13 protein-coding genes are annotated in these 12,778 nt (G+C 40.7%); 5 read left to right on the forward strand and 8 right to left on the reverse strand.

Annotated features, from left to right (window positions below):
- The 6 genes from ABJV04_RS07065 to ABJV04_RS07090 form a co-directional block, all read right to left on the reverse strand.
- The gene (locus ABJV04_RS07065; protein ID WP_348490633.1) at positions 1–1,254 is read right to left on the reverse strand and encodes an allantoate amidohydrolase; all 1,254 of its coding nucleotides are present in this window, start codon (positions 1,252–1,254) and stop codon (positions 1–3) included.
- A 1-nt stretch (position 1,255) separates the two neighbouring features.
- The gene (locus tag ABJV04_RS07070) at positions 1,256–2,479 is read right to left on the reverse strand and encodes an alanine--glyoxylate aminotransferase family protein (RefSeq protein WP_348490634.1); all 1,224 of its coding nucleotides are present in this window, start codon (positions 2,477–2,479) and stop codon (positions 1,256–1,258) included.
- Positions 2,480–2,487: 8 nt separating this feature from the next.
- Positions 2,488–3,309 carry a sulfite exporter TauE/SafE family protein gene (locus ABJV04_RS07075; protein WP_348490636.1) on the reverse strand — a complete coding sequence of 274 codons (822 nt, stop codon included), beginning with the start codon at positions 3,307–3,309 and terminating at the stop codon, positions 2,488–2,490.
- Between the two features lie 19 nt (positions 3,310–3,328).
- The gene (locus ABJV04_RS07080; RefSeq protein WP_348490638.1) at positions 3,329–4,924 is read right to left on the reverse strand and encodes a gamma-glutamyltransferase; all 1,596 of its coding nucleotides are present in this window, start codon (positions 4,922–4,924) and stop codon (positions 3,329–3,331) included.
- Positions 4,924–6,108 carry an amidase gene (locus tag ABJV04_RS07085; RefSeq protein ID WP_348490639.1) on the reverse strand — a complete coding sequence of 395 codons (1,185 nt, stop codon included), beginning with the start codon at positions 6,106–6,108 and terminating at the stop codon, positions 4,924–4,926. Before ABJV04_RS07085 ends, ABJV04_RS07080 begins: the two co-directional genes overlap by 1 nt.
- Before the next feature lie 83 nt (positions 6,109–6,191).
- The gene (locus ABJV04_RS07090) at positions 6,192–7,082 is read right to left on the reverse strand and encodes a MurR/RpiR family transcriptional regulator (RefSeq protein ID WP_348490641.1); all 891 of its coding nucleotides are present in this window, start codon (positions 7,080–7,082) and stop codon (positions 6,192–6,194) included.
- 23 nt (positions 7,083–7,105) lie between these two features.
- On the opposite strand from ABJV04_RS07090, the gene cobB reads away from it, so the two are divergent.
- The 5 genes from cobB to ABJV04_RS07115 are packed head-to-tail and all read left to right on the forward strand — an operon-like array spanning position 7,106 to position 10,687.
- Entirely contained in the window at positions 7,106–7,825 is a 720-nt protein-coding gene (cobB, locus tag ABJV04_RS07095) for a Sir2 family NAD+-dependent deacetylase (protein WP_348490643.1), read from the forward strand.
- A complete protein-coding gene (locus ABJV04_RS07100; protein ID WP_348490644.1) occupies positions 7,825–8,481 on the forward strand; it encodes a LysE family translocator in 657 nt (218 codons plus the stop codon). The genes cobB and ABJV04_RS07100 overlap by 1 nt, the downstream gene beginning before the upstream one ends.
- Positions 8,482–8,500: 19 nt before the next feature.
- Positions 8,501–9,259 (forward strand): hypothetical protein, encoded by a 759-nt coding sequence (locus tag ABJV04_RS07105; RefSeq protein WP_348490646.1) that lies wholly within the window; start codon positions 8,501–8,503, stop codon positions 9,257–9,259.
- Positions 9,252–10,061, forward strand: a complete 810-nt coding sequence (locus ABJV04_RS07110) for a glucosaminidase domain-containing protein (RefSeq protein ID WP_348490647.1) — start codon at positions 9,252–9,254, stop codon at positions 10,059–10,061. Before ABJV04_RS07105 ends, ABJV04_RS07110 begins: the two co-directional genes overlap by 8 nt.
- On the forward strand, positions 10,058–10,687 hold the full coding sequence (locus tag ABJV04_RS07115; RefSeq protein ID WP_348490649.1) for a DUF2987 domain-containing protein: 630 nt from the start codon (positions 10,058–10,060) through the stop codon (positions 10,685–10,687). Before ABJV04_RS07110 ends, ABJV04_RS07115 begins: the two co-directional genes overlap by 4 nt.
- Positions 10,688–10,697: 10 nt before the next feature.
- On the opposite strand, the gene ABJV04_RS07120 is transcribed toward ABJV04_RS07115, so the two are convergent.
- A complete protein-coding gene (locus tag ABJV04_RS07120) occupies positions 10,698–11,759 on the reverse strand; it encodes a patatin-like phospholipase family protein (RefSeq protein WP_348490651.1) in 1,062 nt (353 codons plus the stop codon).
- Positions 11,760–11,774: 15 nt separating this feature from the next.
- Complete coding sequence (gene ttcA, locus ABJV04_RS07125) at positions 11,775–12,662, reverse strand: tRNA 2-thiocytidine(32) synthetase TtcA (protein WP_348490704.1); 888 nt, start codon at positions 12,660–12,662, stop codon at positions 11,775–11,777.
- Positions 12,663–12,778: the final 116 nt, after the last annotated feature.

The following is a 12,778-nucleotide window of genomic DNA, read 5'->3' on the forward strand; positions in this document are numbered from 1 at the left end:
CTAGGCCACAAGCTCGCTACTTTCACCATATTGCTTTGCTAATTGTTCCACATAGGATTTTAATACCAACAGGCTATCTCTAACATCTTCGAAGTTAACGGACTCCGCAGGGTTATGACTAATTCCTTTAGCACATCTTACAAACAACATTCCTGTAGGACAAAGATCAGCCATTGCCATTGCGTCATGCCCAGCACCTGAACTTAATACAAACGGTTTAATGTTATTCATTTCGCAAGCCGTTTCGAGTTGCGCCATGATCTCAGGGTGGCAAAGTGTCGCATCGGCTTCGTGAGTTAAATGTTCAGCCACTTTAAGCCCACGCATTTGTGCAATATGCGCCAGTTTTTGTTTGATCTGTTCGATGCACTGGTCACGTTTATCATTATCTAAGCTACGTACATCTAAACTAATAGTAGCGTTACCACTTATAACGTTTACAGCATTTGTTTGCGATTGAATCTGGCCAACAGTGGCTACAACTTCATGTTCAATGGCAGCTTGCTCTATAGCCAAAATCATTTCAGCTGCTCCAGCTATAGCATCTTGACGTAATGCCATAGGGACAGTCCCGGCGTGTCCAGCGTGACCTTCAATATCAATTTTATAACGTTTGGCACCGGCTATTCCGCTGACGATCCCCACCGGTAAATGCTGACTTTCTAAAACAGGACCTTGCTCAATGTGTACTTCAACAAACCCCATTATGTTACTTTCAGCTCTACTGGCATTATGGATATTATTGATGTTTAGCCCAAACTCTCTGAGTGCGGCGGCAACGGTTACTTCATTTTTATCTAACAAACCTGCCCAACGGTCTAACCAAGTGCCTGCAACGGCTCTACTGCCTAATAGGGTAGTTCCGAAACGAGTGCCTTCTTCATCGGCAAAACCTACGATCTCAAGATTAAAAGGTAAATCGATGGAATTATCTGCGAACCATTGCATTAACCCCAAGGGTAAAAGTACCCCTAAAATTCCATCGTATTTACCACTGTTGGGAACGGTATCTAAATGACTACCAATAACCAAGGTTTCAGCATTTTCGTAAGGGCTTTGATAACACCCCCATTGATTACCGGCTTCATCTTGCCATGTGCGCATCTTGGCTTGTTCCATCCAAGACGCCACTAATTTATTCGCGAGTTTATGTTCATTTGTCAAATAGCGACGATCTATGTAATCGGGGCTTTGGCTGATCATCGCTAATTCATCACAGCGTTGGAGGACAGTTTGAACATAGGAAGTAAACATTTTAGTTCTCCTGTTTTGCGTAAACATCAAAGGCCATATCAGTGGCTAAACCAGACTGCAACTGGTGGCCAGCGCGTCTCAATGTGTTTTCAAGTGCTTGTAATGTGTGTAAAACCGTGTCTTTTCTGGCGTTATAGCCCATGGTTCCGATTCGCCATATTTTTCCGTGTAGGGGGCCAAATGAAGTGCCAATTTCGATATTGTATTGGTGTAACAATTGTTCTCGAATCTGTTCACCATTAACATTGTCAGGAATATAAACTCCCACAACATTATTCATTTTATGTTTTAAATCGCCAAAGGGTTTTAAGTTCAAGCCTTTAACACCGGCAAGCATGGCATCACCATGTAACTTGTGTCGCTGAATACTGTTTTCCACACCTTCGTCTAATAGTTGCAGGGCACATTCACGGGCTGCGTACAACATAGACGTTGCTTCAGTATGGTGATTTAGACGTTCTTCACCCCAATAATCTAAAATCATTGGAATGTCGAAATAATTTGAGCGTATACGCAAGCCTAAACCATCAGCGTGCTGTTCACTGCGAATACCTGCTTCAACATGTTGTCTTTGTCTTACCCGTTGAACGTATTTTTCACTCAAGGTAATAGGTGCGCTGCCTGAGGGGCCACCAAGACACTTTTGTAAACCCACTGAAACTGCATCTAATTTCCATTCATCGGTTTTAAACGGGTTACCACCAATTGAAGCTGTGGCATCGCTGTAAAATAAAACATCGTATTTTTCGCAGATATCGCCAATATTTTCTAACGGCTGGAGCATGGTGGTAGACGTATCTCCTTGCACCAAAGCCAATACTTTCGGACGAACCTTTTTAATCGCATCTTCTATTTGCTCTGGCTGGAAGACTTCACCCCAGGGTGCTTCTATGGTGTGAACTTTTGCTCCAGCCCGTTCACTTATTTCCGCCAATAAGTGTCCGAATCGACCAAATACAGGCACAAGTACGTCATCACCAGGTTCAATACAGGAAACTAAAACGGCTTCAATGCCTGCTCTGGATGTGCCATCGATTAACAATGTTGCGTCATTTTCAGTGTTAAACACACCTCGATATAATGACATGACTTCATTCATGTAACCGGTCATAACGGGATCATATTGGCCAACTAACTGAGTCGACATAGCATTGAGAACCCGCGGATAACAATTTATTGGACCTGGCCCCATCAAAAGGCGAGGTGGAGGACTAAGTAAAGACATGATTCTCCTTAAAGTAGAACTTGAATAAGCATTCGGCCACCAGTTATTAACAGGGCAACAGCGAACACTCTTTTTAATAAATTACCATCTAGTTTAGCGCCAAGTGTGGCACCGACTGGGGCAAACAGTACGGTAAGAGGGACGATACAAATAAAGCCCACTAAGTTAACCAACCCATACGTGAAAATTGGTGCATCTACAGGTGTTTGACCTAAAATCAACATGGTAAGGGCACCTGGTAAAGAAATGATCAGACCAATGGCTGCAGCTGTTCCTACGGCTTTATGGGCCGGGTAGTTGAACGCGGTTAAAATAGGCACTGATAAAGTACCACCGCCAATGCCTACCATAGAACTAAGCATGCCGATGATACTGGCGATAATACTCTGACCTGGGCGTGCAGGTAGCTGATTAAAAATAGGCGGTTTAGACGCTCTAAATAGCATATTTAATGCCGCTAATGTGGCGATAATGGCAAACATTAAGGTTAACCAGTATCCATTAACGATAGTCACCAAGAAGCTGCCAATAAGTACGCCTAATAAAACAAAGATCCACCAAAATTTTAATAATTCGAAATCCACATTGCCTTTTTTGCGGTGGGAACGTATCGAACTAATGGATGTAGGGACAATGGTTGCTAATGACGTGGCAGTGGCAATTAACATAGCTGAACTTGGTTCTACACCAAAGTGTTGAAACAAAAAATACAATACGGGAACGATGACAATACCACCACCCACACCGAGTAAACCGGCTAAAATACCCGCAAACACACCTGTCGCCATTAGCGCCAATATGGTTGGGTAATTTTCGATAATTAAATCCATATACTATTACTTCTCTTTTTTAGTAAGGGAATGCTTTGCCGTCGCTACGTGGATCCGTAGCTGCACTGACTTGGCCATCTGGTTTACGTACTATCATGCCTGCGTGGCCCATCATTTCATTATTAGGGGGAACAACTGCAATATCATGTCCTTTAGCCTGCAAGGATTCGAGGATCTGGTTATCAATGTCAGCTTCGATTTTTAAGTTGTGAGATTGATCACCCCAAGTACGGCCTAACAACCAACGAGGAGATTCAATGGCTTCGTCCATGGGCATATTTTGGAAAACATGTCGACTAAAAATAGCTCCCTGAGTTTGTGGTTGCCCTTCGCCACCCATAGTGCCATAACTAATGCGTCGTCCATCGTTGAGTTCTGCGAATGCTGGGTTCAAAGTATGAAAAGGTTTTAATCCAGGCTGTAAATATTGGTTTGAATCGGCATCTAAGCTAAATGATGTACCGCGATTATTCCAAACAATACCTGTAGAATCTGAGACTACACCGCTACCAAATTCCCAGTATAAACTCTGAATATAGCTCACCATTCTGCCTGAGCTATCACAAGCTCCCATCCAAACCGTATCACCTAATTTTGCTTTGTTAGGCCAATCTAGCGCTTTATCAGCGCTGATTTTTGCGGCAAGGGCATCGACGATAGAATCATCAAGCATGTCTTCTAAAGGGCGCTCCAATCGACTTTCATCGGTGACAAATTGATTACGTATTAAAAATGCTTGTTTAGTACATTCAACTAATAAATGAGGATATTCATGTTCACCAGAAGCTAAATGTTTTACTTTGTCGAACAATGCCAAGATCAGTAAAGACGCAACACCTTGAGTGGGCGCACCAAGGTTGTATAGTTTACCAGCGGAAATGTCGATACTCAGAGGCTTAACTATCTTTGCTTGATAGTCTGCGAAGTCTTTTTCACGCAGTGGTGAACCCGCTGCCGTTAAGTCAGCCGCTAAATTTTTACCAATTCCACCACGGTAAAAATCATCTAAGCCTTTCTCAGCGAGTTGCGATAAGGTTTTTGCCAACTTCGGCAATTTAACAATTTTGCCTTTTTTAAGGGCTTTTCCTTTGATCAAAAACTGATCAAAAGGAGGGCTGTCATGTAATTCATCGAAAGTTTTAAAACTGGCATCGGTTAAACTTTGGGTAACTTCTAATCCCCATTCGGCTTGACCAATAGCGGTAGATAATAATTCGTTTAATGGTTTATTTGGCTGCCACTGTTGGCTAATTTCTAAAGCTTTTTGCCAGCCCGATACGGCTCCGGCCATGGTTAAGGCGGCTTTTCCTCCTCGAGAGGGGATTGCTGATAGGTCTTGATAAAATTCTGATGTGGCAAGATTAGCAGCGCAACCACTAGCATCAATACCCACAGGCGCTTTGCCTGGCTCACTAATAATCCAGAAGCCATCTCCCCCTAAACCATTCATATGGGGATAAACCACAGCGATAGAGGCTGCCGCGGCAACCATTGCCTCAATGGCAGTGCCACCAGTGTCTAATATGTGCTGACCGGCTTGCGCTGCGGCGTAATGGGGAGCAGTAAAACCTGTTGTGGTAGAAGTATGTTCTATATTTTGTACTTTGTGTTTCATTAAGCAGTTCCCATAAGTTTTTGGCCTAAACGTAATAACGATAAATCGCTATTTTTAGGGCCCAAAATAGATAAACCATAGGCTGTATTATGCTGTTTAAATAGCGGCATATGTAGTTGTGGACAACCTGTTAAACCGGCAATACAGGTAAATTGCATTAGTTTTTTTCTATATTCTGCAATTTCTGATGCGGAGGTATCAATTCTTGGCGCTGGACCAGGAGTTGTCGGTAAAAGTAAATATTGGCCTTGTGTTAAAAGTGCAGAAACCTTATTTTGCAAAGTTTGCTGCTGCTCAATGGCGAATAATTCGTCATCTTTAGTCAGGGTTTCACACCATTCAAAGCGTTGTTGAATATCATCTGCAAACGTAGGTTGTGAATTTGTTATCCACTCACCATGAGTTTGCCAGATTTCTCGTCCTTGTAACACTCTAAATGCATTGGCTGCCTTTTCAACATCTTCTGCACTGATTGTTTGGCTTTTCGACACGCCAACTGGAAAAGTTGTTTTTAGCCATTGCTCAATTTCCACCTTATGTTGAGCAAACTCAATGAGATCTGTCAGCGCTACAGGTGTACTAAAGGGTGTGTCTTCTGTTTGTTGACTGGGTATCAAACACTTGGCAACTTCTAGGGCATCTTCAATTGTTCTTGTGATCCAGCCTGGTGTATCAAATGAAGGGGCAAGGGGCACAACATTTTTTAATGAGATTAAACCATGGGTAGGTCTAAATCCGATCAAATTATTATAACTGGCTGGAACTCGAATAGAGCCACCGGTATCTGTACCCAGACCAATCCGTGCTAAATTGCGCCCGACTGCTACAACCGTTCCACTTGAAGAGCCACCACTGATTCGATCTTTGTCCAAACAGTTTATCAAAGCAGGATAATGAATGTTTTGACCATTTAGGCTGTAGGCTAATTCATCAGTAATGGTTTTGCCTACAAATTCAGCACCTGCATCAAGTAGGCGAGCGACCGTCTCCGAGGTTTGTGTCGCTATCGGATGTGTTGCTGCCCAGTCCGGGTTTCCAGCAGTTGTGAGCATCCCGTCAATATCAAACAAATCTTTTACAGCCAGAGTCCAACCTTTTAAGGGCTGAGATTTCGAGCGGTTAGTTGTTTTGTTTATATCTAATTTAACGGGTAGTACGAATGGCGAGTGAAATGAGAAGTTCATGAAACCAATCTTAATTAAACATAACCCTATGAAACAACTGTTTCACCAATTAGTCAAGAGAAACAAATCGGTAAATGCGAGTTTTATTCTAATTCATCTAATTGATTGAACAATTTTGATATTGCATCGATACGATTCTGTTTAGCGTATATTTCAGAATTAAGGATTTGATTACAGATCACCGAAATCACACTCATAGGAGCAGAGTAACTGTCTAAAGGCAGTTCTTGTCCAAGTTGACATATAAACAATTGGTCTACTTTTTCTTTGTATATTTGTGCCGAAGGGTCGGCCATTAACACAAGTTGCTCTTTAGAAATTAACTCAATTAGTTTTTCTACAATTTTAGGGCGTCGACGAAAGGCAATAATAATCACTAATTCATCGTCGGAGATATCCTCTATTTCTTCACCCAATGTTTGACCGGGTAGGGGGAGTAACCTGACTTTACCGCGAATTTGTAGAAGTTGCTGTCGAAAATGCATAGCCACGGGATAACTATTTCGAAAACCGATTAAGGTAATTCTAGAAGCCTGTGTGATTGACTCAACTAATTGGTTTATATCTTCAGACTTAACATTATCCCAAGTTTGTTTTATTCGGTCTAATTCCTGAGTAATATAATCATTGTTTTTATGGGCTGCGCCTAAAGGCACACCAGCATTGCGAGCATTACGCATTTGCTCCTTAACTTGTTGCAGGTTGTCATAGCCAAGTTGACGAAAGAATCGGCTAACGGTTGCTTTTGAAGTTAAGGTGATTTGGGCAATCTCAGCAACTGATAACGTTAAAACGTCGGTGGGGTTTTGTTGCAGATAATTTGCAATTTTGCGCCCATTGGGAGACAGCTGCTGGTAAGATTGAGAGATTAGTTTTACAAATTTAGATTTTGGCAAACCATTTTCCACGATAATGAGTAAATCCAGAGCTAGTGTAACTAAAAGCGCGTCATCTACAAAGTTTAAACGTTTCATAAATAAGGAATTAACGACAACTCATGATTGAAAGCTTCTCGAAATCTTGCAAAGTGGTGGTATTAACCGGTGCCGGAATTTCTGCGGAATCGGGTTTGAAAACCTTTAGAGATAACGATGGTTTATGGGAAAAGCATCGGGTAGAAGATGTGGCTACACCTGAAGCCTTTGCCCGTAATCCTGAATTAGTTTACCGGTTTTATAATCAACGTAGAGCACAGTTGCAGTCCCCAGAGATAGTCCCTAATAAAGGGCATTTAGCGTTAGCTAAATTAGAAGAATATTTGCAGGACAACTTTCTTTTGATCACACAAAATGTTGATGATTTACATGAACGAGCTGGTTCAAAGCGACTTTTACATATGCATGGTGACTTGCTCAGTTACCGTTGTTTAGGTAGTCTGAAAGTGAACAAGACTACTGATTCTTATGATCAAAATAGCCAATGCGAATGTTGTCAAAAACCTAATATGGTCCGTCCTAATATCGTTTGGTTTGGTGAAATGCCGTTGTATATGGACGAAATTTCTCAAGCCTTAAGCAGTGCAGATCTATTTATTTCTGTAGGAACCTCAGGAAATGTGTATCCTGCAGCCGGTTTTGTTGAGCAGGCTAGTTTTCATGGAGCCCACTGTGTAGAGCTAAATTTAGAACCCAGTAACGGTTTTAGCGCTTTTTCTGAAAGTTATTATGGACCAGCCACAGAAGTGATTCCCAATTATATTGAGTCGTTAATAAAATAATGAATTTACCTGATTTTACTCCTTATTGGTTAGAGTTTGCCGCAATTGCTACATTACATTTTTTCGCAGTTGCCAGCCCTGGTCCCGATTTTGCCGTGGTTTTAAAACAAAGTATCAGCAGTGGTAGGCGTTCAGCTATGTTTACCAGTGTAGGCGTTGGAGTGGGGATTCTAATCCACGTGGCCTATTCATTGTTAGGCATCGGCATCTTAATTAAAACCACGCCTTGGTTATTTCAAGGATTTGCTTATGTCGCTGCTGCGTACTTGTTATATCTGGGGTGGGGAGCGATCCGCAGTAAACCTATTTCCCTTGAAAATAGTGTATCATTGGAAGCTGAGTCAGTAAAAACGCAACTTACATCCGATAAAAAGTCATTTCTGATTGGTTTAATGACGAATGGATTGAACCCTAAAGCAACTTTGTTTTTTTTGACTGTATTTGCTGTAGCCGTATCTCCGCACACTCCAATGCTAATTAAAGTTAGCTATGGTATTTATTTAGCCTTTGCCACTGGTGTTTGGTTTTGTTTTTTATCCTACCTAATGAGTGGAACGAAAATTCGTTCATCGTTACAGAAAAATGGTCATATATTTGATCGTTTCATGGGAGTGATACTAATAGTGCTGGCCGTAAACCTAGTTTTTTCCACTTAAATTAATAAAAGAATTATTGATGTCTAAACCTAATGAAAAAAGCCATTCGGAGCTGATTAAGCAAAACCTTAATGGCGGATATAACTTTGATTTGAAAAGTATATTAGCCAAGGGCTTCGAAAATACTATGAGTAGTATTTTAGTCTTCCTACAAATGCTGCTGGTAGTGTTTGTACTAAGCATGGTGGTTGCGCTTATATACATTAAATACAATGGAATTCAGACCATGGAGCAGTTTACTCAAGGCCATTTGATGACCTTGGACTTAATAATTCAACTGCTTTTAGCGCCAATGACTGCTGCTTTAATGTTGCAAGGGGCGAGGTCTCATTTAAAAGAATTGGCATCTGTTAGGTTTTTATTTTCCAAACTAGGCCAAGCACTTCCCATTTGTTTAGTCACCGCATTTATTTTAATTGTAACCAAAGCAGGTATGGCGCTTTTTATTTTGCCTGGCCTATATTTAATGATAGCAACCAGTTTTGCGGTCCTTTTGGTCGCGGATAAAAACTTCACGCCAATCGCAGCACTGATACTTTCCATTAAAATGGTTAATCGTTACTTATTTCCATTCACTATTTTATACGCAGTATTTTTAGTGTTGTTAGTGCTTTCAATTCTTTCGTTTGGGATTGGTTTGATACTATTCTTACCCTTCTATTATAATATTAATGGTTTGCTGTATTGTGAACTTTTTGGATACGGCAGCAGTAGCAATAACTTTAACTACCAGAGCCAACAAAATGGGTCTGACGGAGACACTACATTTGATGCGTAACCTCGACTTCCCAACACCCAGACGTATTCTCTATTTATTGGTAATCTGGGTGTTTGGCGCAGTAGTATTAAGTTACCCTTTTCTGTTCCCACCAAAGAAGTTAGATCCTTTTGATGAGCAAAATATTGCACCATACACTGAACAGAAAATGCCTAATTTTTCTCAAATTTCTCCAGTGGTGGTTAGGAAAAAGGCATTTTTTAATTACTTACTGCCGGCAATACGCCATCACAATAGGGTTATTATTGAAAAACGGACATTTCTCAAAGAAATTAAAAGTGTGATTGAACAAAATCAGCCTTTTAACTCTTTGCAACAAACAAGGTTAGACTCATTGATCACGGAGTACCGTGTTGATCCTAAACTAGAGTTATCCGAAATAGTAAGTCGTTTATTGCTTAAAATTGATGTGATACCCGCTGAACTAGTGCTTATGCAGGCCGCCAATGAGTCGGCTTGGGGGACCTCAAGATTTGCCAAGCAAGGTTTTAACTTCTTCGGTCTTTGGTGCTTTCGAGAGGGCTGTGGCTTCGTTCCTAAACGTCGCAATGAAGGGGCGGTTCATGAAGTGGCTAAATTTACCAGTTTAGAGCATGCTGTAAGTACATATTTTCGAAATATTAACCGTCACGAGGCTTACACTCAGTTGCGCGACATACGAGCCAAATTACGTAACAGTAATCAACAAATTACCGCTGAAAAGTTAGCAAAAGGCTTGAAAAATTACTCCGAACGCGGTGACGAGTACATTAAAGAGCTCATACAAATGATACGTTTTAATAGGAAGTTTTTACCCGCATGAAATTTTTAAGCTTTATTTTTATTTTGGTTAGTTTTTGTAGTTCTGCTTTGGCTGATACGCTGTCTGTTGAGTATTCTAGCTTTTATAGCCATCTTAAAAAAATCGATAATGAAGAGACGCCCGCATTACAATTCGCATTTGGTTTTAAAAATGTTAGAAACGGTGGCTTGTGCCAAATTCAAAGTGCGAATATCGTCACTCAAAAAGTAACCCTTCCGGTTACCATTACCCCAGAATATCGTTTTTTATTACCGACCGAAAAAGCCTTAAATCAAGCTAAAGCTTTAGTTAAACTAGAACTGGTTGAAAATAGTAATCAGTGTGACATGTCAGTGCAATTGGAAACAAAACCCAGTTATTTGAAAACCCATTACACTCATCAAGAATTACAAGACTTGTATCAACAGTACGCTATATTTTTCGATGATATGGGAAGTTTCCTTTCATTCCTAATGCCTTCAGTTAGCGGGTTACAGTTTTATTTCGATAACATTGATAGAGACTCGATACCGGATGCATTATACGTAGATGAACATCATGTTGTAGTCAGTGAGGATTGGTTAGAGCAGGGCGCTCAGGTGAGCTTTTCTGAGGCCCCGTACAGAATTACAGCAATAACAAAGTAAACCTAAAAACTTAGTCCAGACGTAATTGATATTTAATTTGCGCAGCGACTCGTTTCACACTCTGGCGTCCCTCTTCAATTAGCTCAGCGGCACGATGGAACTCCATGATGCCGAAGTCTCTTAGTTGAGGTTCGATGAGGATATCCGGTGGATCTCCGGCTAAACGAGAACGTGTTACTCTTGCTTGAAGAATATCAAGAGAGTTCGACATTACGCCTAACATGCTAGGGGTGTTGTCGGTTAATTTCATTTTGCTAGTTGTGAACTCTGTTTCTATATTTTCTGGGTTTTCCTTATCAATTTCTAACGAAGGGGAAACGTCTTCATTTTCCAATTCGTCATTTTCATGCAAAGACATATTCTCTAAATCTTCTAAGGACTCAAGATCCTCTTCATCAATTTCGCTGTCTTTTTTAAATCTACCACTAAAAATACGTTGCATAAACGAGTGACTTTTATTGAAAAAATCATTGGTTCGCTTCTGATTATTTTCATGTTCCAACTGATATTGAGCTTGAATTTCAGGTCTAAAATCGGCACTTAAATTGACCGCAAAAACGAAATCAGCTCCAAGTTGACGGCATAAATTTACAGGTACAGGATTTACCACTGCACCATCCACTAACCATCTTCCTTTAAAAGCAATTGGCGGAAAAAGAGCGGGTATGGCACAGGATGCTCTTACCGCTTCGGCTAATGGACCTTGAGTAAAAGAAACCTCTTTACCACTATATAAATCGGTGGCTACTACACCTAATGGTTTGGATAATTGTTCAAACTCTCGTTCACAAAAATTCTCTTCAAGGGCTTTAAATACTTTTATACCACTGGCAAGTCCGCCTTTACGAAAGCCAACCCCCATAAGCCCAAGTACTTGCCACTCAGATAAAGAACTAGCCCATTGTGCAAGAGGTTCTAATTTATTACTCGCATAAGCGGCTCCAACGTAAGCACCTATTGAACAACCTGCCACTACATCTACTTCAATGCCAAGCTCTTCTAAGGCTTGAATAATTCCGATATGCGCCCAGCCTCGAGCGGCTCCGCTTCCTAACGCTAATCCAATTTTCATCTATTGAAGTGATCCTTAACTTATATTGATAATATTTACGGTGTCATCATTACTAATGGATGGGGATGAAAAGTCTTCTTGATCAAATCCAATATCACCGTTTTCAAACGGTGTTTGTTGTGTTTCTAAAGTTTTAAAGTCGAAAATTTGATTGTCAGCAAGATGGGAAGGAACCACATTTTGCATCGCTTTAAACATACTCTCTATTCTACCCGGAAAACGCTGATTCCAATCTGTTAGCATGTTTTTAATCACTTTACGTTGCAAGTTCTCTTGAGAGCCACACAAATTGCAGGGAATAATCGGAAATTCAAGTAGTTCGGAATACTGGGTTATTTCTTTTTCAGAGCAATAGGCTAATGGTCGTATAACCATTTGTTTACCATCATCGCTGACGAGTTTTGGAGGCATAGATTTTAAGCGTCCCCCATGAAACATGTTCAGAAATAAGGTTTCGAGCATGTCATCGCGGTGATGGCCCAAAGCGATTTTTGTCGCCCCCAAACGTGATGCCGTTTTATACAGTATTCCTCTACGTAATCTTGAACAAAGAGAACAAGTGGTTTTACCCTCTGGAATTTTATCTTTGACGATGGAATAGGTATCTTCGGTGACAATTTCATAAGGTACTTGTAAATTTTCTAAGTATCTTGGAAGTACATCCGCGGGGAAGCCAGGTTGTTTTTGATCTAAATTAACCGCAATAATTTCAAACTTTATAGGGGCAATTCTTTTTAGAAACATCAAAATATCGAGCATAGTGTAACTGTCTTTACCACCAGACAGGCAAACCATCACCTTATCGCCATCCTCGATCATGTTGAAATCGGCGATTGCTTTACCTACATTTCGTCTTAAGCGCTTTTGAAGTTTATTGAAACTGTATTTTTTACTCTCAGACAGAGACTCGATCTTACTCATTATATTCCTAGAAAACATTGCTATCAGCGCCGATTATACCTGTCCTCATAAAGGACATAAACACTCTAATTTCAAATGTTTTAGGTAAACTTCTGCTC

This window comes from Aliiglaciecola sp., assembly GCF_039982535.1.
GTDB lineage: Bacteria > Pseudomonadota > Gammaproteobacteria > Enterobacterales > Alteromonadaceae > Aliiglaciecola.